At 40.0% G+C, this 25635-nt stretch carries 24 protein-coding genes; 14 read left to right on the forward strand and 10 right to left on the reverse strand.

The features are described 5' to 3' along the window. Positions 1-6: 6 nt before the first annotated feature. From rbsA to CUB63_RS08685, 6 genes are all read left to right on the forward strand, one after another. A complete protein-coding gene (gene rbsA, locus CUB63_RS08660) occupies positions 7-1515 on the forward strand; it encodes a ribose ABC transporter ATP-binding protein RbsA (RefSeq protein WP_109847882.1) in 1509 nt (502 codons plus the stop codon). A gap of 1 nt (position 1516) precedes the next feature. After that, complete coding sequence (gene rbsC, locus CUB63_RS08665) at positions 1517-2482, forward strand: ribose ABC transporter permease (protein ID WP_109847883.1); 966 nt, start codon at positions 1517-1519, stop codon at positions 2480-2482. A gap of 42 nt (positions 2483-2524) precedes the next feature. Continuing rightward, positions 2525-3415, forward strand: a complete 891-nt coding sequence (gene rbsB / locus CUB63_RS08670; protein WP_072063681.1) for a ribose ABC transporter substrate-binding protein RbsB — start codon at positions 2525-2527, stop codon at positions 3413-3415. A gap of 78 nt (positions 3416-3493) precedes the next feature. Further along, on the forward strand, positions 3494-4420 hold the full coding sequence (rbsK, locus tag CUB63_RS08675; protein ID WP_072063682.1) for a ribokinase: 927 nt from the start codon (positions 3494-3496) through the stop codon (positions 4418-4420). 4 nt (positions 4421-4424) lie between these two features. Further along, positions 4425-5438, forward strand: a complete 1014-nt coding sequence (rbsR, locus tag CUB63_RS08680) for a ribose operon transcriptional repressor RbsR (protein ID WP_174704102.1) — start codon at positions 4425-4427, stop codon at positions 5436-5438. A gap of 381 nt (positions 5439-5819) precedes the next feature. Beyond that, positions 5820-6155, forward strand: coding sequence for a zinc ribbon domain-containing protein YjdM (locus CUB63_RS08685; RefSeq protein WP_072063684.1), 336 nt, complete (start codon positions 5820-5822; stop codon positions 6153-6155). 95 nt (positions 6156-6250) lie between these two features. On the opposite strand, the gene thiL is transcribed toward CUB63_RS08685, so the two are convergent. From thiL to queA, 10 genes are all read right to left on the reverse strand, one after another. Continuing rightward, positions 6251-7234, reverse strand: a complete 984-nt coding sequence (gene thiL / locus CUB63_RS08690; RefSeq protein ID WP_006535123.1) for a thiamine-phosphate kinase — start codon at positions 7232-7234, stop codon at positions 6251-6253. Positions 7235-7337: 103 nt separating this feature from the next. Then, positions 7338-7751 carry a transcription antitermination factor NusB gene (gene nusB, locus CUB63_RS08695; RefSeq protein WP_006535124.1) on the reverse strand — a complete coding sequence of 138 codons (414 nt, stop codon included), beginning with the start codon at positions 7749-7751 and terminating at the stop codon, positions 7338-7340. 28 nt (positions 7752-7779) lie between these two features. Further along, positions 7780-8250: a 6,7-dimethyl-8-ribityllumazine synthase gene (gene ribH / locus CUB63_RS08700; RefSeq protein ID WP_023580887.1), complete on the reverse strand. Its 471-nt coding sequence runs from the start codon at positions 8248-8250 to the stop codon at positions 7780-7782. A 212-nt stretch (positions 8251-8462) separates the two neighbouring features. Next, positions 8463-9617 (reverse strand): bifunctional diaminohydroxyphosphoribosylaminopyrimidine deaminase/5-amino-6-(5-phosphoribosylamino)uracil reductase RibD, encoded by a 1155-nt coding sequence (gene ribD, locus CUB63_RS08705; protein WP_006535127.1) that lies wholly within the window; start codon positions 9615-9617, stop codon positions 8463-8465. A 70-nt stretch (positions 9618-9687) separates the two neighbouring features. Next, entirely contained in the window at positions 9688-10137 is a 450-nt protein-coding gene (gene nrdR / locus CUB63_RS08710) for a transcriptional regulator NrdR (protein WP_006535128.1), read from the reverse strand. A 115-nt stretch (positions 10138-10252) separates the two neighbouring features. After that, on the reverse strand, positions 10253-11221 hold the full coding sequence (secF, locus tag CUB63_RS08715; protein WP_072063687.1) for a protein translocase subunit SecF: 969 nt from the start codon (positions 11219-11221) through the stop codon (positions 10253-10255). 10 nt (positions 11222-11231) lie between these two features. Next, the gene (gene secD, locus CUB63_RS08720) at positions 11232-13079 is read right to left on the reverse strand and encodes a protein translocase subunit SecD (protein WP_109399302.1); all 1848 of its coding nucleotides are present in this window, start codon (positions 13077-13079) and stop codon (positions 11232-11234) included. Between the two features lie 32 nt (positions 13080-13111). Continuing rightward, entirely contained in the window at positions 13112-13447 is a 336-nt protein-coding gene (gene yajC, locus CUB63_RS08725; RefSeq protein ID WP_006535133.1) for a preprotein translocase subunit YajC, read from the reverse strand. 85 nt (positions 13448-13532) lie between these two features. Continuing rightward, complete coding sequence (gene tgt / locus CUB63_RS08730) at positions 13533-14675, reverse strand: tRNA guanosine(34) transglycosylase Tgt (RefSeq protein ID WP_036911729.1); 1143 nt, start codon at positions 14673-14675, stop codon at positions 13533-13535. Positions 14676-14858: 183 nt separating this feature from the next. Continuing rightward, positions 14859-15932, reverse strand: a complete 1074-nt coding sequence (queA, locus tag CUB63_RS08735; protein WP_109847885.1) for a tRNA preQ1(34) S-adenosylmethionine ribosyltransferase-isomerase QueA — start codon at positions 15930-15932, stop codon at positions 14859-14861. 107 nt (positions 15933-16039) lie between these two features. Here queA and CUB63_RS08740 point away from each other — a divergent pair, with 107 nt between their 5' ends. The 8 genes from CUB63_RS08740 to phsC all read left to right on the forward strand — a co-directional run bounded on the left by CUB63_RS08740 (position 16040) and on the right by phsC (position 25630). Next, on the forward strand, positions 16040-16627 hold the full coding sequence (locus tag CUB63_RS08740; RefSeq protein ID WP_109847911.1) for an acyl carrier protein phosphodiesterase: 588 nt from the start codon (positions 16040-16042) through the stop codon (positions 16625-16627). 663 nt (positions 16628-17290) lie between these two features. Continuing rightward, on the forward strand, positions 17291-17893 hold the full coding sequence (locus tag CUB63_RS08745; RefSeq protein WP_006535139.1) for a peroxiredoxin C: 603 nt from the start codon (positions 17291-17293) through the stop codon (positions 17891-17893). Positions 17894-18202: 309 nt separating this feature from the next. Beyond that, positions 18203-19963 (forward strand): gamma-glutamyltransferase, encoded by a 1761-nt coding sequence (gene ggt, locus CUB63_RS08750; protein ID WP_109847886.1) that lies wholly within the window; start codon positions 18203-18205, stop codon positions 19961-19963. 613 nt (positions 19964-20576) lie between these two features. Continuing rightward, positions 20577-21206, forward strand: coding sequence for a ferredoxin-like protein (locus CUB63_RS08755; protein WP_006535141.1), 630 nt, complete (start codon positions 20577-20579; stop codon positions 21204-21206). Between the two features lie 52 nt (positions 21207-21258). Then, on the forward strand, positions 21259-23361 hold the full coding sequence (locus CUB63_RS08760) for an aldehyde ferredoxin oxidoreductase (RefSeq protein ID WP_109847887.1): 2103 nt from the start codon (positions 21259-21261) through the stop codon (positions 23359-23361). A 22-nt stretch (positions 23362-23383) separates the two neighbouring features. Beyond that, positions 23384-24022, forward strand: coding sequence for a hypothetical protein (locus tag CUB63_RS08765; protein ID WP_232240059.1), 639 nt, complete (start codon positions 23384-23386; stop codon positions 24020-24022). Between the two features lie 142 nt (positions 24023-24164). Then, on the forward strand, positions 24165-24836 hold the full coding sequence (locus tag CUB63_RS08770) for a 4Fe-4S dicluster domain-containing protein (RefSeq protein ID WP_072063691.1): 672 nt from the start codon (positions 24165-24167) through the stop codon (positions 24834-24836). Next, entirely contained in the window at positions 24833-25630 is a 798-nt protein-coding gene (phsC, locus tag CUB63_RS08775; protein ID WP_006535146.1) for a thiosulfate reductase cytochrome B subunit, read from the forward strand. Before CUB63_RS08770 ends, phsC begins: the two co-directional genes overlap by 4 nt. Positions 25631-25635: the final 5 nt, after the last annotated feature.

The raw sequence follows: 25635 nt of genomic DNA on the forward strand, positions 1-25635 counted from the left end.
GACAATATGAAACCTTTACTTGAACTTAAAGATATTGATAAGTCATTTCCCGGTGTAAAAGCACTATCTGGCGCGACGTTACGAATTTATCCTGGTCGAGTGATGGCTTTAGTCGGTGAAAATGGTGCTGGCAAATCAACACTGATGAAAGTGCTTACTGGCATTTATAAAAAAGATGCTGGTGAAATCATTTATCAAGGTGAAAGTTGTACTTTCAATGGTCCTAAATCTTCTCAAGAAGCAGGGATCGGCATTATTCACCAAGAGCTTAACCTTATACCTGAATTAACTATCGCAGAAAATATTTTCTTAGGTCGTGAGTTTACTCGTGCTTTTGGTGCTATCGATTGGAAGAAAATGTATGCAGAGGCTGATAAGTTATTAGCTCGATTAAACCTAGCTTACAGTAGCCACCGTTTAGTGTCTGAATTATCGATTGGTGATCAGCAAATGGTTGAAATCGCCAAGGTACTTAGTTTTGGTTCCAAAGTGATTATTATGGATGAACCAACAGATGCATTAACTGACACAGAAACTGAATCTCTGTTTAGTGTTATTCGTGAACTAAGAGATCAAGGTTGTGGCATTGTTTATATATCACATCGCTTAAAAGAGATCTTTGAGATCTGCGATGATGTGACAGTCCTGCGAGATGGTCAGTTTATTGGTGAAAAACCTGTTGCCTCATTAAAAGAAGATACTCTGATTGAAATGATGGTTGGTCGTAAGTTAGAAGACCAATACCCTCGAATTAATATCCCTCAAGGAAAAACTAAACTTAACGTCATTAACCTCAGTGGCGAAGATGTTCACGATGTCAGTTTCTCATTACATGAAAGCGAAATTCTTGGCATTTCAGGTTTAATGGGAGCGGGTCGTACTGAATTAATGAAAATTATCTACGGTGCATTACCTAAAACTAATGGCACCGTTGAGTTAGATGGTAAACCCTGCCAAATAAAAAAACCAGTTGAAGGATTGGAACAAGGCATTGTTTACATCTCTGAAGATAGAAAGCGTGATGGTTTAGTACTTGGCATGTCAGTAAAAGAAAATATGTCTCTGACGGCACTTCGCTATTTTAGCCGTGGCATGGGTGTGCTTAATCATAAAGAAGAGCAACTTACCGTCGGTGATTTTATTAAATTATTCAATATAAAAACCCCTTCAATGGATCAAACCATAGGTTTTTTATCAGGGGGAAATCAACAGAAAGTGGCTATCGCAAGAGGCCTGATGACTCACCCTAAAGTACTTATTCTTGATGAGCCCACTCGTGGCGTTGATGTGGGCGCTAAAAAAGAAATTTATCAGCTAATTAATAAATTTAAACAAGAAGGATTAAGCATCATCTTAATTTCTTCTGAAATGCCAGAGGTAATGGGAATGAGTGACCGTATTTTGGTTATGCATGAAGGTCGTATTAGCGGTGAGTTTTCCGCTCACAATGTCACACAAGAAATGCTAATGGCAGCGGCTGTTGGTAAACAATATGACGCTAAAGTAGGAGTTTGATATGAGCACGAATTCAATTCCAGCGTCAAAACGTTGGTTCTCAAAAGCTTGGCTATTAGAGCAAAAATCGCTGATTGCATTGCTACTTCTGATTGTTGTGGTTTCCACACTCAGTCCTAACTTCTTTACCTTAAACAATATTTTCAACATCCTCCAACAAACATCAGTTAATGCCATTATGGCGGTTGGCATGACGCTGGTTATTTTAACCTCTGGTATCGACTTATCTGTTGGTTCATTGCTTGCATTAACAGGTGCCGTTGCTGCTTCGATGGTTGGTGCAGATGTTAATGCGCTTGTTGCTGTTGTTGGGGCATTAGCATTAGGCGCAGCCATTGGTGGTGTTACCGGGATTATCGTTGCTAAAGGTAAAGTTCAAGCCTTTATTGCTACGTTAGTCATGATGTTATTACTACGCGGTGTTACTCGTGTCTATACAGACGGCAGCCCAATTAATACCGGATTTAGCGATAATGCTGATCTGTTTAGTTGGTTTGGTATTGGTCGCCCATTTGGTATTCCAACGCCAATTTGGCTCATGATGATTGTCTTTTTGAGTGCATGGTATTTATTACATCACACACGTTTAGGTCGCTATATCTACGCACTAGGGGGTAATGAATCTGCCACTCGCTTATCCGGTATTAGTGTCGATAAAATTAAAATCATCGTTTATTCATTATGTGGTTTATTAGCCGCCCTTGCGAGTGTTATTGAAGTTGCTCGACTTTCATCAGCACAGCCAATGGCCGGTAATGGCTATGAGCTAGATGCGATTGCCGCCGTTGTTCTGGGAGGCACCAGTCTTGCGGTTGGTAAAGGTCGTATTATCGGTACATTAATTGGTGCACTTATTCTAGGATTCTTAAATAATGCACTGAATTTATTAGGAATATCATCAAATTATCAAATGATAGTAAAAGCAGTGGTCATCTTACTTGCTGTTTTAGTAGATAACAAAAAATAACGCTCTATTCTCTTAATCCGAACCCCGACAGGAACTTATATTATGAAACTGAAAAAAATGGCGACACTTCTTTCTGTTGTTGCATTAAGCGCCACAATCAGCGCCAACGCATTTGCCAAAGAATCGATCGCGCTTGTTATCTCAACACTTAACAATCCTTTCTTTGTCACCATGAAAGACAGTGCGCAGAAAGAGGCAAATAGATTAGGCTACGACCTTGTTGTTCTAGATTCTATGGACAACCCAGCTAAAGAGCTTGCTAACGTGCAAGATCTGACAGTGAAAGGGACTCGTTTAATGCTTATTAACCCAACAGATTCAGATGCTGTGGGTAATGCAGTTATTTTAGCTAATAAAGCCAAAATCCCAGTGATCACCTTAGACCGTGTTGCCAACAAAGGTGAGGTCGTCAGCCACGTCGCTTCAGATAACCGCCTTGGTGGTAAAATGGCAGGTGATTATATTGCTGAGAAAGTTGCTAATGATGCCAAAGTTATTCAACTCGAAGGGATCACAGGAACATCTGCATCTCGTGAACGTGGTGAAGGCTTTAAACAAGCCGTTGATGCCCATAAACTGAATGTACTTGCAAGCCAACCCGCTGATTTTGACCGTACAAAAGGTCTTAACGTGATGCAAAATCTGTTAACTGCGTATCCTGCGGTTCAAGCTGTGTTTGCACAAAATGATGAAATGGCATTAGGTGCATTACGTGCGTTACAAACCGCTGGTCGTACCGATGTGTTAGTGGTTGGTTTCGATGGCACAGATGATGGGATCAAAGCAGTAAACCGTGGCATGTTAGGTGCAACCATTGCTCAACGTCCAGATCAAATTGGTATTATCGGCATTCAGACTGCAGATAAAATTCTCAAAGGTGAGAAAGTGGATGCAACAATCCCTGTCGAACTTGAGTTGGTTATTAAACAATAACAACAATAAATGCCACGGAGTGATATTGCTCCGTGGTAGCTTTAATCATTAAAACACGTTTTTACAAGGATAAAGGCTATGACAACACCTCGCCTTGCTGTTCTAGGTAGTATTAATGTTGACCACATTATGAATATTTCACAATTTCCAAAACCAGGTGAAACCATTATTGGTCATCAATACAAAATAGCCTTTGGTGGTAAAGGTGCAAACCAAGCTGTTGCTTGTGGTCGCAGTGGCGCCGATATTACCTTTATTGCTTGTGTCGGTGATGATGCGATTGGCAGTGAGATAATCTCACAACTTAACACAGATAATATTCATATCGATGCAATTAGTATTATTCCGCAAACACCTACAGGTGTTGCGATGATCCTTGTTAATGAGCAAGGTGAAAATGTAATTAGCATTATTGCAGGTGCTAACGGTGCACTAACACCTATACATCTTGAGCAATATCATCATGTTATTGAACACGCTGATGCCTTACTGATGCAATTAGAATCACCGTTAGAGACTGTTTTTGAAGCCGCAAAACTGGCAAAATCACATCAAACTAAAGTCATTTTAAATCCCGCACCAGCACAAGCTTTATCTGATGAATTTCTGAGTTTTATTGATGTTATCACTCCAAATGAGACAGAAGCCGAAATATTAACAGGCGTTTCTGTGCATGATGAAGCGGGTGCGGCAAAAGCTGCCGATATTTTACATCGTAAAGGCATCAAGCAGGTGCTTATCACTTTGGGTAGCCGCGGTGTATGGTTTAGTGAACAAGGAAAAGGCATGATAATTCCTGGATTTCGTGTCGATGCTGTTGATACCATTGCTGCAGGTGATACATTTAACGGTGCATTTGTCACTGCAATATTAGAAGGGAAACCTTCCGTTGAGGCTATCCGTTTTGCTCACGCAGCAGCTGCCATTGCAGTTACACGTCATGGTGCGCAATCTTCTGTTCCTTGGCGTCATGAAATCGAATCATTTTTAGCAGAGCGAGCATAGTACTTTGGCAACAATGAAAGATGTCGCCCGTTTGGCGGGCGTTTCGACATCAACTGTTTCTCACGTAATCAATAACAATCGTTATGTTAGTGAAGGTATTCGTAAAAAGGTTAACGACGCTATCGAAACCTTAAATTACGCGCCTTCTGCTTTAGCACGCAGTTTAAAAATGAACTGTACTCATACTATTGGCATGTTAGTGACAGCCAGTAGTAACCCGTTCTATGCAGAAGTTGTGCGTGGCGTTGAACGCAGTTGTTACGAAAAAGGTTATAGCCTTATTTTGTGTAACACTGAAGGAGATTACGAACGCATGGATAGTAGCCTTGAAACATTGCTACAAAAACGTGTTGATGGCTTATTATTGATGTCAACAGAAGCCAGAGCGCCCTCTCATGAAGTGCTAAATCGTTATCCTCGTTTACCTATGGTTATGATGGATTGGTCCCCCTTTGAATACGGGGGCGATATTATTCAAGATAACTCTCTGCTTGGGGGAGAAATTGCAACCAATTATCTAATTGAAAAAGGCTTTACTGAGATTGCGTGTATTGCAGGCCCTCAAGATAAACTTCCTGCCAAACATCGCTTACAAGGTTATTACAATGCAATGCAAAAAGCAGGATTAGCTATCCGAGAAGAGTTTGTGTTAACAAGCGATTTTGAATTTGCGGGTGGATTTAGCGCAATGCAAAAATTACTCTCACTTTCTGTCTTACCACAAGCTGTTTTTACCTGTAATGACGCGATGGCTGTTGGTGCTTATCAAGCTATTTATCAAAAAGGTTTGCGTGTACCTGATGATATTTCAGTGATGGGTTATGATGATATCGACCTAGCCTCTTATATGATCCCTCCTCTTTCTACGATCCACCAACCCAAAGATGAATTAGGTAAACTCGCTGTCAGCCAATTATTACATCGCATGGAAAATATCGATGCAAAAGACAATGTTCTGGTACTTACACCCAAACTAATAGAACGTGGTTCGGTGAGTAACTTTGTAAAATCACAATAAGAAAAGTAACACTATTATTGATAATGCTCTCTTTTAAGGTGGGGGCATTTATTTTTAGTTGTATTTATAAAATTATTATTTTTATATCAAATAGTTAAGTGAAATTTAAAATCAATTTTATTTGTCTTTATTTTCTATTTAACGCGCTATATCTAATCTACTTTTCCTCTCTCGTTATGTCATAATCGGTGAAGGATGCAAATTTCCATCAAATCCATTATACTATCGCCCTTTCACATTATCAGAAGCAGTACCACTTCGGAGACTGCTTAGAACTTTTCACTCTTAAACGATAATGTGTCCTTTAATTTATGGGGCAAGTGTTATCCTCATTGTGACGATTAATCACTCCCCATTTTGATAAAATTTGAGAGTATTATTATGTCATTACCTTCTTGTCCTAAGTGCAGTTCAGAATACACCTATGAAGATGGTGCAATGTATGTTTGCCCTGAATGCGCACACGAGTGGAACGATGAAGAACCCGTTATTGATAACGATGAGTTAGTGGTTAAAGATGCTAACGGCAATCTATTAGCTGATGGTGATTCAGTAACTGTGATTAAAGATCTCAAAGTCAAAGGTAGCTCAACCATGCTTAAAATTGGTACTAAAGTAAAAGGTATCCGTTTAGTGGAAGGCGACCATAATATTGATTGTAAAATTGATGGCTTTGGACCAATGAAGTTGAAATCTGAATTTGTTAAGAAAAACTAAGAATAACAGATTATTGATACTATCTTTGTTGATATATCTAGATGTTATCGCATTCTGAAAGGCGCTTATAGAGCGCCTTTTAAATTGAGATCGGCTTACTGATCAGACTCACTGAAATGATCAAACCCTTTAAGATTAGGGTAAACATCTTTACCATCTCGTAAATAACGAATACCTTCAGCGATCGGCATAATTTGCCCTATACAATGAAAATCTGCGCCTGTATGTGCTAATGCAATCTCTAACGCGCCACGGTTGATTTCTGGCACCGTAAAACATAATTCATAATCTTCACCACCACTTAATGCCCAAATCTCCGCTTGTTCTTCACTCACTTGCGCTTTCATCGCTGGCGAATAAGGTAATGCATCTAAATTTAAGTGAGCCCCACAACCACTTGCGGTGAGAATATGACCTAAGTCTGAAATTAACCCATCAGAAATATCAATCGCAGATGTCGCTAAATGGCGCAATGCTTGACCTTGTAATAAACGAGGCTGAGGACGCAAATGCCTTGCAACAAAATAATCACTATGCTCTTTTTCTGTTGGTTGTAATCTATTTTGTAATACAGCAAGTCCCGCTGCACTATCGCCTAAAAACCCAGTGACATAGATCCAGTCACCAATTTTAGCGCCGGAACGAAGTAATGCCGTTCCTTGCGGTACAAGTCCTTGTATGGTAATCGTTAAACTTAAAGGACCACGAGTGGTATCACCACCAATTAGCTGGATCGCGTAGTAATCAGCCAAAGCAAAGAAAGAACGACTAAATGCCTCAAGCCATTCACTGTTTGTATCAGGAAGTGTTAACGCTAATGAAGCCCAAGAAGGATCTGCACCAACGGCAGCTAAATCACTAATATTTACAGCAAGTGCTTTATAGGCTAAATCTTCAGGTGAGATAGAAGGAAGGAAGTGAATACCACTCACTAAAGTATCAGTGCTAATAGCGACTTGTTGCTTTTCCGGTACCGTCAATATTGCGCAATCATCCCCAATTCCTGTACTTACATCTTTTCGTTTTACAGGCTGTGAAGTGAAATATTGCTTAATAAGGGAGAATTCACCACAAGGCATTATCTATTTCCTATTGAGCTATGCATACTAGACTAGCTTTATTAAACAAAAGGCCGGAAATACCGGCCTTGAATTATTTACCATAAAGGAAACGTGAAAAACATTATTTTTTACGTACAGTTGGTGCAGCTTTATCAAGCACGCCATTAACAAATTTATGGCTATCGTCAGCACCAAATACCTTAGCCAGTTCAATCGCTTCGTTAATCGCAACTTTGTAAGGAACATCTTCACGGAAGCTTAGTTCAAACATTGCTAAACGTAAAATTGCTTTTTCAACTTGACCTAATTCTTCGAGTTGGCGGGATAAATAAGGTTCCATCGCCTTATCTAAACGTGTTGCATTAATGGCAACACCCACTAAAAGCTCACGAAAATAAGCAATATCTACACCTTGGGTATCCTGCTCGGATAAAAACTCCAATTCCACATCCGCGATGTCATTTCCGGATAATTGCCATGAGTAGATAGCTTGCACAGCACACTCACGAGCACGACGACGAGCAGCAGGTTTCACAAAATTCCCCTTAAGTTAAAACAGATGATTAGCCTTTTATGGCTTTAAGTACATTGATCATTTCAAGTGCTGTCATTGCCGCTTCAGCACCTTTGTTACCCGCTTTAGTTCCAGCGCGTTCGATAGCCTGTTCAATACTTTCCGTTGTTAATACACCAAAAGTCACAGGGATCTCACTTTGCATTGCAACTTGAGATAAACCAGAACTACATTCGCCAGCAACGTATTCAAAATGTGCGGTTCCACCACGGATAACAGTACCTAGTGCGATAACTGCATCGTATTTGTCGCTTTCTGCTAATGCTTTAACAGTTAATGGCAACTCATAAGCGCCTGGAACCCAAACGACGGTAATATTTTCAGAGGAAACTTGTCCAATACGTTCTAATGCATCAACAGCACCTTCTAATAGGCTGTCATTGATAAAGTTATTAAAACGGGCAATTGCAATTGCTACGCGTGCGTTTGGCGCCGCGACAACACCTTTGATTACGTTCATAGGTTACCTTTTTCTCCTATCCGCGGGGCGCGGATTTTATCATATTCTTTCCTTTTCTGCGCTCTGTTTTATTATTACACAGTAAAGGAGCCAAAAACCCTTGATAAATCAAGGCATTTAGTTGGCTGATAACGATGTCGTAACGACAGGAAATAACACACACGGCGCCATTTTACTACAAATAGCGCCGTAGACACACTTATTTGCGTCTATTAATAACGAGGTTTTAAACAAACTCTAATATCAGAGCCAATCTGTTGAAGAGAATCTACTGTAAATTCAGGTGCTTCGGATAATGATGAAAGGGGAGAAAGTGCAAATAAACCTCGTGCATCATCCCCTAAAATTTTAGGTGCGATATAGATAATAAGTTCATCAACAAGTCCGGCTTCTAATAATGCGCCAGCAAAATGCGCCCCACTTTCAACCCATACGGTATTGATATTGCGTTTACCCAATTGCATCATTAATAAAACTAAATCCACACCACTATTTTTGCCATTCGTTGGTAATAAGATCTCTGATACATTGCCTTGCCAGTCACTTGGCTGTAATTTTGTGCGCGCCAGCCAGCATTCGCCTTCAATTTGAGTGATTTTATGATTTTCAGTCACTCTATTTTGGCTATCAGCAACAATGCGAATAGGTTGGCGTAGCGTTTCTTCAGGATAAAGCGCTTTAATTTCATCTGAAAGCTCATCCCAACGTACATTCATAGAAGGGTTGTCAGCAAGCACTGTTGCACTTGTTGTTAAAATAGCACTAGCTTGAGCTCGGAAATTTTGTACATCTCGACGAGATGCTTTAGAGGTTATCCATTGACTTTCACCTGATGCTAACGCCGTTTTACCATCTAAAGATGCACCTAATTTTAACTGAATGTAGGGAAAGCCTGTTCTCATTCGTTTAAAAAAACCAACATTCAGTTTTTCAGCTTCTTGCATTAATATGCCATGTGAGACATCAATGCCCGCTGATAGTAATTTATGCAATCCACGACCTGCAACTTGAGGATTAGGATCTTGCATCGCAGCAACAACGCGTTTTACCCCTGCATTAATCAAAGCATCAGCGCAAGGTGGTGTTTTACCGAAATGGCTACAAGGCTCAAGCGTAACATAAGCTGTTGCCCCTTTTGCTTTATCTCCTGCCATTTTTAACGCGTTGACTTCAGCATGTGGACCACCAGCATGATGATGATAACCTTCACCAACAATCTCCCCTTCTTTTACAATCACACACCCCACATTAGGATTAGGCGATGTTGTAAAACGACCTAATGCTGCGAGCTCAATGGCTCGACGCATATAGTGTTCATCATGCAGGCTTTCATTTTCACTTGAATTGTTGCTGTTGTTATTTATCATAATAATTACATGTAATTTTATTATTTATCGTTATTTTTCAAATCATTAAATAAAGCGCTGAATTAATGTATTAATCCTGTAATTTTGCAATTTCTTCACCAAAATCACGGATATCTTCAAAACTACGATAAACAGAAGCAAAGCGAATATAAGCTACTTTATCGAGTTTCTTTAGCTGTTCCATAACAAAATTGCCAATTTCTTTTGAGGGGATCTCTCTTTCGCCCGTCGCTCTTAGTTGTGATTTGATATGGCTTATCGCAGCTTCAACATCATCTGAACTCACTGGACGCTTTTCTAATGCTTTAAGCATACCTCGACGAAGTTTCTCTTCATCAAAAGGTTCACGTATTTCATCACTTTTCACAACACGAGGCATCACTAACTCTGCTACTTCAAAGGTAGTAAAACGTTCATGACAGACAAGACATTGGCGACGACGGCGCACTTGTGAACCATCACCAACCAGTCTGGAATCAATTACCTTGGTATCTACGGCTCCACAAAATGGGCAATGCATAGTTATTCCTACTTTTGACAATACTCATAAACAGTGTACCTGTTCAGTGAACAAAAAACACCCTGTCAGTATACACTGGCAGGGTGTTTGCGATGTTTTATCAGAAAACGCTCTATTATGGTAAGAGTGTTGTCTGATCGGCACCCTCTTTTTCCACTTTTTGTACAATCAAGTGTTCACGTTTCATTCCCATTTTAAGTGCTAATGCAGAAGCCACATAAATAGAAGAAATAGTACCGATTGAAACACCAATTAACATAACTAAAGAGAAGCCCTGAAGCATTGAACCACCAAAGATATACAGCATTAATACAACCAATAATGTTGTTGCTGATGTCATGATGGTACGGCTTAATGTCTGTGTAAGAGAAACGTTCATAATTTCATATGGTGTTCCTCGACGAATCTTACGGAAATTCTCACGAATACGGTCTGATACAACAATACTATCGTTCAGTGAGTAACCAATAACAGACATCAATGATGCGACAATGGTTAAGTCAACTTCTATGTGGAACAGTGAAAGCACACCAAGTGTGATCACCACGTCATGCGCAAGTGCAATAACCGCACCCAATGCTAAACGCCACTCAAAACGGAATCCAACATAGATAAGAATACAGATAAGTGCGGATAACAACGCCATTGCACCTGTTTGAGCCAATTCACTCCCCACACTTGGCCCAACAAACTCAATACGCTTTACCACCGCATCGTTATCAACTTCAGCATTGATAACATCAATAACTTTCTTACCTAATTCTTGACCAGCCTGTCCTTCAACAGGAGGCATACGCACCATAATATCGCGACTGCTACCAAAGTTTTGTAACAGAGGATCTTTGAAGCCAGCTGTATCTAGGCTATCACGCATTTTATCAAGGTCGGCAGGTTGACTGAGATTGATCTCAATTACTGTGCCACCTGTAAAATCCAGTCCCCAGTTAAATCCTTTCATAGAAATGATAGCGATTGAAGCTATCAAAAGCAGAATCGAAATACTAAAGGCAACGTTGTCCCAACGCATAAAGTCAATGACTTTACGACCATGGTTTAATTGTTCAACAGTATAATCCTGTGCCACAACGTGCTCCTTAAATAGACAGTTTCTTAATGCGTTTACCACCATACAGCAGGTTTACAATCGCACGAGTACCGACGATAGCGGTAAACATGGATGTTGCAACCCCGATTGCAGTTGTGATAGCAAAGCCTTTAATTGAGCCGGTACCGACTGCATAAAGGATCACCGCTGTAATCAATGTGGTTAAGTTCGCATCAATAATACTGGAGAAGGCGCCTTTATAACCTTCATGGATTGCTTGCTGTACTGATCGACCATTACGTAGCTCTTCTTTGATACGTTCGTTTATCAGTACGTTGGCATCGACAGCGACGGCAAGTGTTAAGACGATACCCGCGATACCCGGCATGGTCAGTGTTGCGCCTGGTAATAGTGACATTACCCCAACGATTAACACTAAGTTTGCCATTAATGCCGTACTCGCAATCACACCAAATTTACGATAATAAATTATCATAAAGGCAACAGACGCAATCAGTCCCCATAAACACGCTTCTAAACCTTGGGTAATATTTTGCAGACCCAAAGTTGGACCAATCGTTCTTTCTTCAACGATTTGAATAGGTGCAATCAACGCACCAGCACGTAATAACAGAGACAATTGGCGTGCTTCATTCGCATTTGAAATACCCGTAATACGGAAACTATTTCCTAAACGACTCTGAATATTCGCAACGTTGATAACTTCTTCGCTTTTAACCAATACAGCACGGTCATTCTCATCACGTTTACCGCTGTCTTTATACTCTACGAACAGTGTTGCCATCGGTTTACCGACGTTGTCCTTCGTAAAGTTAGACATGATAGACCCCCCCGCGCTATCAAGTGAAATATTCACTTGAGGTTGACCATATTCATCAGCCTGAGAAGTTGAGTCGGTAATGTGGTCACCCGTTAAAATAACGCGTTTATAAAGAATAGTTGGTCTACCTTCACGGGTATATTTCACTTCGGAGTCGCCCGGAATACGGCCTGTTTCTAAAGCAGAAGGATCAACGCTGGTATTGACTAAACGGAATTCTAATGTTGCTGTCGCACCTAAAATTTCTTTAGCGCGTGCGGTATCTTGGATACCCGGTAATTCAACAACAATTCGGTCAGCGCCTTGGCGTTGAACTAATGGCTCAGCAACCCCTAATTGGTTAACACGATTACGTAAGATAGTAATATTTTGCTGTACTGCATAAGTACGCGCATCACGTAAACGTTCATCAGTAAAAATAGCTCTTAATGAGTTATTAGCACCATCTCTAAAAATGAGATCTTGGTTACGACGAGCCAGATAATCTGAAGCTTTAGAGCGATCATCCGAGTTACGGAAACGAATTTCAACGCCATAGTTATCCGTTTTACGGATAGAAGAATACGGAATGCCTTCATCGCGTAATAATGTACGCAAACTTTCAACATTTTGTTCTTGAAGTTTACCTAACGCAGTTTCCATATCGACTTCCATCAGGAAGTGAACACCACCACGTAAGTCTAGCCCCAGTTTCATCGGCTCACCGCCAATGGCTTCTAACCATTTTGGCGTTGCCGGTGCAAGGTTAAGTGCAACAATGAACTGGTCGCCTAATGCAGGCAACAACACTTCACGAGCACGTAACTGAATATCAGGGTTACCGAAACGAGCTAAAATTGCACCGTTTTCAAGTGCAATAGATTTCGCTTCAATGTTTTCTTTATCTAATAAAGATCGAACTTGATCCAGTGTTTGCTCATTGGCGGCGGTTCCCCGCGCGCCAGTGATTTGAACAGCCGGATCCTCACCATATAGGTTAGGAAGTGCGTAAAGCAGACCGATGAGGATAGCGGCTATCAACATCAGGTACTTCCACAAAGGATAACGGTTTAGCACGGCAGTTCCCTTTTCCCTTTGGGGAAATGTTATTAAATAGCTTTCATTGTGCCTTTAGGTAATACAGCGGCAACAAAGTCACGTTTGATAGTTACTTCAGTTGTTTCATTCAGAGCAACAACGATATAGCCGTTATCTGAAACCTTAACAACACGACCAATTAAACCACCCGTCGTTAAAACTTCATCACCTTTACCAATAGAATCCATCAGTTTACGATGTTCTTTAGTACGTTTTTGCTGTGGACGTAGGATCATAAAATAGAAAATCAGAATAAAGATCACTAACATCGGTAAAATAGACATAAAGCTAGCTTCAGGTGCTGCTTGTCCAGCAGAAGCAACAGCATCAGAAATGAAAAAACTCATTCACTTTTCCTCATTGTTGTCGGTATCGACGATATTCAAGTTATAAGCCCAATATCATACACAGAATTGGGCTTTCTCGTATACATTATTCACACTTAGTCGCACTGCCATTTAGCGGTGGGACAGGTTTTCCAATACGTTCGTAGAATTCGTGTACAAACTCTTCAAAACGCGAATCTTCAATAGACTGGCGAATTTCAGCCATCAAACGCTGATAATAACGCAAGTTGTGGATAGTGTTCAGCCTTGCACCTAAAATTTCGTTACAACGATCAAGGTGATGTAAATAAGCACGGCTATAATTTTTACAGGTATAGCAGTCACAATGTTCATCAAGCGTTGATGTATCAGAGCGATGTTTTGCATTACGAATTTTAATGACACCATCGGTTACAAACAGATGACCATTTCGTGCATTTCGTGTTGGCATAACACAGTCAAACATATCAATACCACGACGAACACCTTCAACTAAATCTTCTGGTTTACCAACCCCCATTAAATAACGCGGTTTATTCGCAGGAATTTGAGGGCAGACATGCTCTAAAATACGGTGCATATCTTCTTTAGGCTCACCGACTGCAAGGCCGCCGACAGCGTAACCGTCAAAACCAATTTCGACTAGCCCTTTTACTGAGATATCACGTAAATCTTCGTAAACGCCGCCTTGAATAATACCGAATAATGAATTTTTGTTATTGAGTTCATCAAAGCGCGCACGACTACGTTTAGCCCAACGTAATGACATCTCCATTGAGTTTTTTGCGTAATCCCAATCTGAAGGATATGGCGTACACTCATCAAAAATCATCACAATGTCAGAACCCAAATCGTATTGGATCTCCATTGATTTTTCTGGGCTTAAGAAAATCTTTTCGCCATTAATTGGGTTACGGAAATGAACACCCTCTTCTTTAATTTTACGCATCGCACCTAAACTAAAGACTTGGAAACCGCCTGAGTCTGTTAAAATAGGGCCTTGCCATTGCATAAAATCATGTAAATCACCATGTAACTTCATGATTTCTTGACCAGGGCGTAACCATAAGTGGAAAGTGTTACCTAAAAGAATTTGCGCGCCTGTTGCTTTCACTTCTTCAGGTGTCATTCCTTTTACTGTGCCGTAAGTACCCACAGGCATAAATGCGGGTGTTTCAACAACACCACGTTCAAAAATAAGGCGACCGCGGCGAGCATTACCGTCGGTTTTGTCTAATTCGTATTTCACTCATCCTCCAAGCATCAGAAAAACAGTCCAATGCGTAATAAAAAACAGCATATTCTAATCATTTGTTAGACAGCTGTATATGTTACTTCAACAAAAAACCGTGCTTAGTCAAAGGGATTAATCCATAAAATTGAAATAACACTTCATAAAATGAAGAAAATCGTTAAAAAGAATAATAAATCTTTATTCTTGTCCGACTTTTTCATTGATAGCTAAAGGATTACGCGTAATAAACATCGCATCACCATAGCTGAAAAAACGATACTCTTGTTCAACAGCTTCTTTATATGCATTCATGGTATTTCTATACCCAGCAAAAGCAGAAACCAGCATGATTAATGTTGATTCTGGTAAATGGAAATTAGTAATCAACGCATCAATAACTTGGTATTGGTAGCCAGGATAAATAAAGATTTGAGTATCATCAAAGAAAGGAGCAATTAACGCATTGTTCGTTGCTTTCGCTGCGCTTTCTAATGAGCGAACAGAGGTTGTTCCCACCGCAATCACTCTATTGCCGCGTGCTTTACACGCTAATACCGCATCAACCACGTCTTGTGGTACTTCTGCGTATTCAGAATGCATTGTGTGTTCTTCGATATTATCAACACGTACAGGTTGGAAAGTTCCTGCACCAACATGCAGTGTGACAAATGCCATCTCAACGCCTTTTTCTTTTAAGGCTTGAAGTAATGGTTCATCAAAGTGCAACCCTGCAGTAGGTGCAGCAACGGCACCTGGGCGCTCGTTATAAACCGTTTGATAAAGCTCTTTATCCGATTCTTCATCAGGACGATCAATATAAGGAGGTAACGGCATATGCCCAATGCTATTCAAAATGGTAAGAACATCTCTTTCATCATCAAAGCGAATTTCAAAAAGTGTATCATGACGTGCAACCATAGTTGCTTGTACACTTTCATCTTCACCTAGTACAAGCGCAGCACCTTCTTTCGGTGATTTAGAAGCTCTAACATGAGCAAGAACACGATGTTCATCAAGCATACGCTCAACCAACACTTCAATTTTGCCCCCTGACGCTTTACGGCCATAAATACGCGCAGGGATCACCCGAGTATTATTAAAAACCAGCAGATCACCAGCATTTATTTTATCTAACACATCGGTAAAAATACCGTGTGATAAAGCACCAGTCTCGCCTTCTAACGAGAGCAAACGACAACTACTGCGTTGAGGTTGTGGATAGTGAGCAATCAAGGCCTCTGGCAATTCAAATGTAAAGTCTGATACACGCATAATTAAACGACTACTTTCATAAAAAACAGGCGGACTAGTCTAGTGCTGCCAGCTTATCAGTGCAACAAAGAAGCCCTTTTTTATTCAAAAAGCGCTATGATGATGTGATGAATTATCTTGCTCACTTACATCTCGCCTTTAGGGCAAAAAGCTCTCTATTAGGTAATATGATGGCAGATTACGTCAAAGGCACGCCTAGCTCTGATTACAGCCAAGCTGTTATTGAGGGCATTCGTATGCATAGACGTATTGATGTACTCACCGATACTCACCCGTTAGTTAAACAAGCACGTCTGTTGTTCCCTGCTGAATATCGTCGAGTCGCCCCTATAACATTAGATGTTTTTTGGGATCATTTTCTTTCTTTAAATTGGTCAACATTCGAACCAGATATCCCCTTAACTAAATTTGTCACCCAAACCCGAAATATTATTGAGCCTGATTTATGGCAAACACCTGAAAAATTCCAAGAGCTCAACGAATATTTGTGGTCACAATCTTGGTTAATTCGTTACGCAGACAAAGCCTATATTGCTCAAACATTGAAAGGAATGGCGAGAAGAAGACCACGATTAAGTGCACTTGAAGGCTCTTATATTGTACTTGAAACACATTACAATGAATTAAGTGAGATTTTTTGGCAGTTTTATCCACAATTGCTAGAAAGAGCACAACATCACCAACTTGATGACTGATACATTTGACTACCACTTTGAGTTTCATCTTTTTGTCATATTGTAGGATTACATTTGATATATCAAAGGGATAGTAAGTCAATTTATCATATTATTCGTAACGATTTGTTAACAAGCATAGTATTCATTTCCAAAGTTGATTAGAATGAATCGTTATACAAGGAGTCATAAATAATCCTACTTTATTGTATTAAGTTGATAACTATAATCTATCAAATAGATTGTTCTGATTAACTTTATCAATAGCGATTGATTATTTATGCTGTATGCATCATTTAAAAACAGGGTACACACTCTAAATAATTCGAAGTATAGCTAGGCGACAAGTGAATGAACGAAGTCAACAACGCTACAACTTGAAGTATGACGAGACTCTTACTCTAAATAATTCGAGGTGTAGCTAGGCGACAAGTGAATGAGTCACTAGGAGCATACAAAAGTATGTGACTAGTGCGAATGAACGAAGTCAACAACGCTACAACTTGAAGTATGACGAGGCTTTTACTCTAAATAATTCGAGGTGTAGCTAGGCGACAAGTGAATGAGTCACTAGGAGCATACAAAAGTATGTGACTAGTGCGAATGAACGAAGTCAACAACGCTACAACTTGAAGTATGACGAGTATAAATACCCTTAACTCTTTCAATCTACAGGAGTACATTATGGTTCTGGTTACTCGCAAAGCCCCTGATTTCACAGCTGCTGCCGTTTTAGGTAATGGCGAAATTGTTAATGATTTCAACCTGCATTCATTTATCAAAGGCAAACCTGCCGTTATTTTCTTCTGGCCAATGGATTTCACTTTCGTTTGCCCTTCAGAACTGATTGCATTCGATCACCGTTTTGAAGAGTTCCAAAAACGTGGTGTTGAAATCATCGGCGTTTCTATGGACTCAGAATTTGTTCATAACGCATGGCGTAAAACCCCAATTGATGATGGTGGTATTGGTGAAGTTAGATACCCAATGGTTGCTGATATCAAACATGACATCATCAAAGCTTACGGCATCGAACACCCAGAAGCGGGCGTTGCACTACGTGGTTCATTCTTAATTGACAAAGAAGGCGTTGTTCGTCACCAAGTGGTTAACGATCTGCCATTAGGTCGTAATATTGATGAAATGATCCGTATGGTTGACGCACTGCAATTCCACGAAGAGCACGGCGATGTTTGCCCAGCACAGTGGGAAAAAGGTCAAGAAGGTATGGGCGCATCTCCAGATGGCGTAGCTAAATACCTGAAAGCAAACTCTGGCAAACTGTAATATTTCAGTAAGCTACTATATTTCTAAAAGCCTGTGAAAACAGGCTTTTTTGTTTATTCAGCACTTATCTACTCTCTACTCATTTCTTATCAACTTTATTTATTACTGCAACTAGTAATACATAAGCTTATTGTTTACCTGCTTAAAGATAGTTTTGTGATCATCACATCAAAAAAAATTCTCCTCATCAATAACCTCTTTCTATACTTATTGTTACGCAATTGTTAACTCGTGTTAATAACAGCGTGTATACACTTATTTTTATTTGTCTTTACGCAAGATAACTCCCTGTTATTAACGGAGATAATGATGATCACTATAAAAAAAACTCACCTGCTGTTACTTACCACACTTTTTTCACCTGCACTCTATGCCGCCTATGAACCCGCGGTTGAAGCACAACAAGGTATGGTTGTCTCTTCTCAACATTTAGCCTCTCAAGTCGGAAATGATATTTTACAAAAAGGAGGGAATGCCATTGATGCTGCCGTTGCTGTGGGTTATGCACAAGCGGTGGTAAATGCTTGTTGTGGCAATATTGGTGGCGGTGGTTTTATGACAATACACCTTGCTGATGGCACAAATACCTTTATCAATTTTAGGGAAACCGCCCCCGCCTATGCTTCTAAAAATATGTATTTAGATAAAGACGGAAATTTAGTTAAAGATGCCAGTCTATACGGTTATCTTGCGTCAGGGGTACCAGGTACAGTAAAAGGATTGAATTCAGCATTAGAGAAATACGGTACGCTATCTCGCCAAGATGTTATGGCACCAGCCATTAAACTTGCAAGAGAAGGTTATATTTTAACGCGAGCTGATACTGATGTGTTAGAAACAACAACAGAACGCTTCAAACAAGATCCCGAATCTGCAAAAATTTTCTTAAAACCAGATGGAACGCCATGGCAGCCGGGTGATCGTCTAATTCAAACTGACTTAGCCAATACACTTGAACTAATTGCAAACCAAGGTGATGATGCATTTTACCAAGGAGAAATCCCTAAAAAAGTTGAAGAAGCGTCAAAACAACATAATGGTCTGTTAACTCAAGAAGATTTTGCTAATTTTACTATCACCGAAACCCAACCTATCACCTGTACTTACCGAGGCTATGAGTTTATTTCTGCGCCACCGCCAAGTTCAGGCGGCGTCACTATCTGCCAAACACTGAATATTTTGGAAGGTTATGATCTTAAATCAATGGGCTTTAATTCAGCTGAATATGTTCATACTCTAACGGAAGCAATGCGTCATGCTTATATGGACAGAAATACGTTCCTTGGTGATCCTCAATTTATTAAAAATCCAACAGAAAAGTTATTAAGTAAAGCCTACGCCACAGAAATACGCCAACAAATTAAACCCAATAAAGCCACGCCATCAGAAAAGGTACAACCCAGTATTGCACCTCATGAAAGTCCTGAAACAACACACTATTCTGTTATAGATAAAGAGGGTAATGCCGTTTCAACCACTTATACGATTAATGGTCGTTTTGGTGCTGTTGTCATCGCACCAGGAACCGGATTTTTCCTTAACAATGAAATGGATGATTTCACCACTAAAGTGGGGGAAAAAAATCTCTATGGTTTAGTACAAGGTGAACGCAATAGTATCGCACCATTAAAACGTCCACTCTCCTCAATGAGCCCAACGATTGTGACTAAAGAAGGTAAACCTTTCCTTATTTTAGGATCTCCAGGAGGTTCTCGTATTATTTCAATAACCTTACAAACTGCGCTAAATATTATTGAGTTTGGTATGCCCCCACAAGAAGCGGTTAATAGCCCTCGCATCCACCATCAATGGCTACCAGATGAGGTTTATTATGAGCAACGAGGATTATCAAAAGACACGTTAGAAAAACTCTCTGCCATGGGATATAAAATGGTAGAACAAACCCCATGGGGAGCTGCTGAATTGATTATGGTCGGACTCCCTGGGGAAGAAGGTGTTCTCTCCGCTTCATCAGGTAACGATTCAGCTGTTTCTGGTGCAGTGCGTGAAGGTTATCTCTATGGTTCAAATGATGTTCGCCGCCCTGCTGGTAAAGCCGTGGGTTACTAACCATAAAATCACATGATACAAATGATAAAAGAAACCTTGTCTTGATTAGATAAGGTTTCTTTTTTTATAAAAATGATCTAGTCATGGTTTTACAATTTATTCATATATTTTTCTATTAATAATAATCAACACCAGATTTTGATTAAATAAATAATTAACATTTAATATCAATTTATTATTTAAATAATAATATTAGATAAAATATAAGAACAAACCACCTTTAATTTAATTTCAATAATAGAATATATATAAATGGTAGTTATTCTCTTTCGTAATTACAGATAAAAACAATAATCATTTAATTAAATAAAATTTAATAACACTCGCTATTTTTATTTCTATGATAGCTGTCACAGTATTAATTTTCTAATAACCACACTATCAAAGAGGATAATGAAAAATACGTAAAAAATGGAGATAACACATTGTAAATACAAATATTTAACATTTCACCACAATGTATTTTTATCATAAAAATAGTTGAAATAAATAATATATCCCTTAACTACATCGTTATTATCTTTTTTATATAACGATAAAGCAAGCGGATAAATAAATAATTTATCATCACAACTTATTTCTTATTAAATTAGTTAAGCGGAGATAAATATTAATGTCTGATACACATCATCGTCCAATCTTAGATATTGGGCTATCAAGACTAGAGTTTCTGCGAATATCCGGTAAAGGGCTGGCAGGGATCACAATCGCACCCGCATTGCTTTCTCTTTTAGGTTGTAAGCAAGAAGAAATAGACAGCGGCATTATTCAGCTAACCACTACACCTAAAGGTGTTTTAGTGACTAATAGAGCACGTTGTACGGGTTGTCACCGTTGTGAAACCGCATGTACAACATGGAATGATGGCAGTGTAGGCTCATTCTTCTCTCGTACAAAAATCCATCGTCATTTTTATTTTGGTGATAAAGGTATTGGCTCCGGTGGTGGGCTTTATGGCGATTTAAACTTTACAACAGACACTTGCCGCCAATGTAAAGATCCCGAATGTATGAAGGTCTGCCCAGTAAAAGCTATCCGTTATCAAGAAGAGTTCGGCTGTATTGTCGTTGATACACGTCGTTGTATTGGTTGTGCCGCCTGTACAACAGCTTGTCCGTGGATGATGGCAACCGTCAACCCACAAACTAAAAAATCCGGCAAATGTAATTTATGTGGTGAGTGTGCATCAGCGTGTCCAACAGGTGCGTTGCAAATCATTGAATGGAAAGAAATTACTGTTTAATAAATCCAGGCAATCACATCACTGAACCACATTTAGATTAGGAAGCAATATTATGATTAACGGCTGGACTGGAAATATTCTAAGAATCAATTTAACTACCGGTGCCATCACTCGTGAAAGCTCAAGTAAATTTAAATCCTTAATTGGTGGTATGGGCTTTGGCTACAAAATTATGTACGACGAAGTGGGCCCTGGGGTTAAACCTTTTGATGAAGAAAACAAAATTGTCTTCGCAGTAGGCCCTCTAACAGGATCAGGGGCACCTTGTAGCTCACGCGTCAATATCACCTCTCTTTCCACCTTTACTCGTGGCAATCTTGTCGTTGATGCCCATATGGGAGGCTTTTTTGCCGCATGGATGAAATTTGCTGGCTATGACGCTCTGATTATTGAAGGTAAATCAGATAAGCCTGCTTGGATCCATATTGACGATGACCAAGTCTCTATTCAAGACGCCTCTTTCTTATGGGGGAAAGGCGTTCGCCAAACGACAGAAGAATTATGTGCTCAAACAAGTCCTGAGGCTTGTGTCGCAGCCATAGGTCCGGCGGGTGAAAATCTCGCACCTTTATCTGGCATCATTAATAGCCGTAACCACAGTGGTGGTGCGGGGATTGGGGCTGTATTAGGCGCTAAAAAATTAAAAGCCATTGTTGTTGAAGGTAGTCGAGGCGTGAATGTTGCAGACCGTAAAGCGTTAAAAGAACTTAACGACTATATGATGACGCAACTCATTGGCTCTAATAACAACCACGTTGTACCAAGTACCCCACAATCATGGGCTGAATATTCACATCCTGGCTCTCGCTGGAATGCACGTAAAGGACTGTATTGGGGCGCTGCTGAAGGTGGCCCAATTGAAACGGGTGAAATCCCTCCTGGTGACATCAATACTGTTGGTTTCAGAACCATGAAATCGACTTTTGACTTAGGACCAGAAGCAGAAGAATACACCGTAAAAATGGGAGGATGCCACTCTTGCCCTATTCGCTGTATGGCGCAACTTAACGTGCCACAAGCGAAAAAATTTGGTGTGCCGCAAACAGGCGGAAACACTTGTGTTGCTAACTTCGTTCATACAACTATCTTCCCTAATGGCCCTAAAGATGTAGAGAAAAAAGGAGATGGTAACGTCGTTGGTAACCTTGTTGGCCTGAATATTTTTGATGATATGGGTTTATGGTGTAACTACGGCCAACTTCATCGTGACTTCACTTATTGTTATACCCATGGTGTCTTTAAACGCGTTCTTTCTGAAGAGGAATATAATGATATTCCTTGGGATAAGCTTGAAGAAGGTGATCCTGAATTTATCAAAGATTTCTATTATCGCTTAGCGCACCGTAAAGGTGAATTTAGTCACCTCGCTGATGGCTCTTACCTCATTGCGCAACGCTGGAACTTAGGTGAAGAGTATTGGGCGAACAAGAAAAATAAACTTTGGTCACCAATGGGTTTCCCTATTCACCACGCCAATGAAGCCTCTGCTCAAGTTGGTTCTATCGTTAACTGTATGTTTAATCGTGATGCGATGACACATACCCATATCAACTATATCGGTAGCGGTTTGCCTCTGAAACTACAAAAAGAGATTGCAGGTGAGCTATTTGGTTCTGGTGATGCTTTTGATGAAACCAAAAACTATACACCAATCAATAAAGCCAAAATTGCTTACACCAAATGGACAATTTTGCGTAGCTGCTTACACGATGCAGTCACCTTATGTAACTGGGTTTGGCCAATGACGGTTTCACCTCATAAGAGCCGTAATTATCGTGGCGACTTAGAAATGGAGGCTAAATTCTTTACCGCTATCACGGGTGAACCAACAACCTCTAAAGATCTGGATTTAGCCTCAGAGCGTATCTTTACGCTACACCGCGCTTATACCGTTAAATTAATGAATACCATGGATATGCGTAATGAGCACGACCAGATCTGTTCATGGGTATTCGATAAAGATCCCGATATTCCTGTCTTTACCGAAGGTACAGACAAAATGGACAGAGAAGACATGCAGCTTTCTCTCACCATGTTCTATGAAGAAATGGGCTGGGATCCGCAGTTAGGTTGCCCAACAAAAGAAACGTTAGTTCGCCTTGGATTACAAGATATTGCAGACGATTTAGCGTCTCGTGGTTTATTACCAAGTTAATCGGTAAAAGAAGGAGATCATGATGATAGAACAAAATGTATCGGCTTCTATACCACAAGATATCGCTGATGATGCAGATATTGCTTCTGAACAACCTGATATCTCACGTCGACGTTGGTTACTGCCATTATCAGAAACAGGTGTTGGACGTAGTGCTAACACCTCAACAGATGTCGTAGAAGAACCTGTTGCAGAGGTAGCAGAATTATCTGCCGAACAACATCTAGCGAATGCAATACGTCAATGTTCAAAAGAGGGTGAACTATTAGCAATTTCAACGCTGTATGATGCGCCCTATTCTCTGACTGAAGAGGATATTGCGCAATTAGAAACCGCGTTAAAGAGTGACGAGTTTATTGATATCGCCCATTTAAGTCTCAATGGCGAGGATTATTTCTACTCTGATGAATTTATGTCAGATAACTTCGCACAACTGCAATTATTAAACCGCCATGCGGATATTTGTACAGCAATTGCAGGTGTGGTTCGTTTTGAATGCGAAACCTATCCTCGACCATTGAAACAAAGCATGTTGATGTCTGAACCCTTTCAGTACACGGCTTCAGAGATCGAAGATGCGCTGACACTGATGAAAACTCACCCTGATTTTCAGGATATTCAGCAAGTTTTAGCATCCAACGATGCCCCCTTATCTCTTTAGCAATACGTTAATGAGTTACGGCAAAGCACGAGGCTTAACTGAATGGATTGAGGTAGAACAACATGAAAATCCTTAATGTTCTACTTTATCAACGAAATTCGATGTGGGTATTACAACATCATCAGACTGAGGAGCAAAAATAATGCGTGTTTCTCGCCGTAAATTTGTAGCAGGTATGGGATCGGTCATTTTTTTCAGTGCGCCACTAGGAAGTGCGCTTGCAGCAACGACAGAAAAAAAACCAATCCGCTATGCCATGATCCACGATGAGACGCTCTGTAATGGCTGTAATATCTGTGCCACTGCATGTCGTCGATTAAATAAAGTACCCAATGGTATGGCACGAATGGATATTGCTCATATTCCATTAAGCCTCAAAGAAGATAATGATAAATACCATTTCTTTAGACACTCTTGCCAACAATGTGAAGACGCTCCTTGTATTCCTGTATGCCCTACAGGTGCATCTTGGCGTGATGAAACCAATGGTATTGTGCGTGTAGATAAAGAGAAATGTATTGGTTGTAGCTATTGTATATCGGCATGCCCATACCAAGTCCGTTATCTTAACCCTGTGACACACGTTGCTGATAAATGTGATTTTTGTCTTGAGTCTCGATTACAAAAAGGGTTTCCACCTATTTGTGTGAGTGCTTGTCCACAAAATGCCTTGTTATTTGGCAGAGAAGACAGTCCTCAAATTCAAGAATGGCTTAAAACACACGATTACTATATTTATCAACTTGATGGTGTGGGGAAACCGCATCTCTATCGCCGTGTAGGGCCTCATATTCAAGAGGAGGGTAAAGTATGAGTGCTGTTAATATCATGCCAAATGCTGAGCAATTCCAAGCCTCACTAAAAGAATATGTCTTAATTTACACACCTGACTATTCACCACTTTGGTTAATCGTTGCAGGCGTGCTTTTAGTTGGGATGTTGCTTGTTCTTGCACTGCATGGCTTCTTACGTTATCGCTTTGCCACACCACATGGTGGATCGCATAAAGAAGAGAAGCTCTATCTTTACTCTAAAGCGGTTCGTTTGTGGCACTGGAGTAATGCTTCTTTATTTATTCTATTGCTTCTAAGTGGTGGGATTAACCATTTTGCCTTACTTTCAGCCCACGATACGGCGTTATTAGTCAGTGTGCATGAAATTTGTGGTTATCTGCTCTTAGTATGCTGGTTATCTTTTGTATTGATCAATCTTGTTGGTGGTAATGGTAAATTTTACCGTATTGATGGTAAAAATTGGTTACAACGCGCTTTAATGCAAATTCGTTTTTATCTCTACGGCATTATCAAAGGCGAAGATCACCCCTTCCCAGCGACACCCAATGTTAAATTTAACCCACTGCAACAAATGGCTTATTTAGGTGTGATGTATGCATTAGTTCCACTACTTTTAATAACCGGTGTTTTACTGCAAAACCCAGCGTTTATTCCTGCTGATGCCGTAACATTTAAAGCTTGGTTATTAATTGCACACCAAATATTAGCGGTATGTAGTGTCTTTTTTATCATTGGTCACCTTTATCTGTGTACAACAGGAAAAACGCCATTCCAAACATTTCGCAGTATGGTTGATGGTTACCATAGACACTAATGAAT

Origin of the sequence: Proteus penneri, from assembly GCF_003144535.1 — a bacterium.
GTDB lineage: Bacteria > Pseudomonadota > Gammaproteobacteria > Enterobacterales > Enterobacteriaceae > Proteus > Proteus penneri.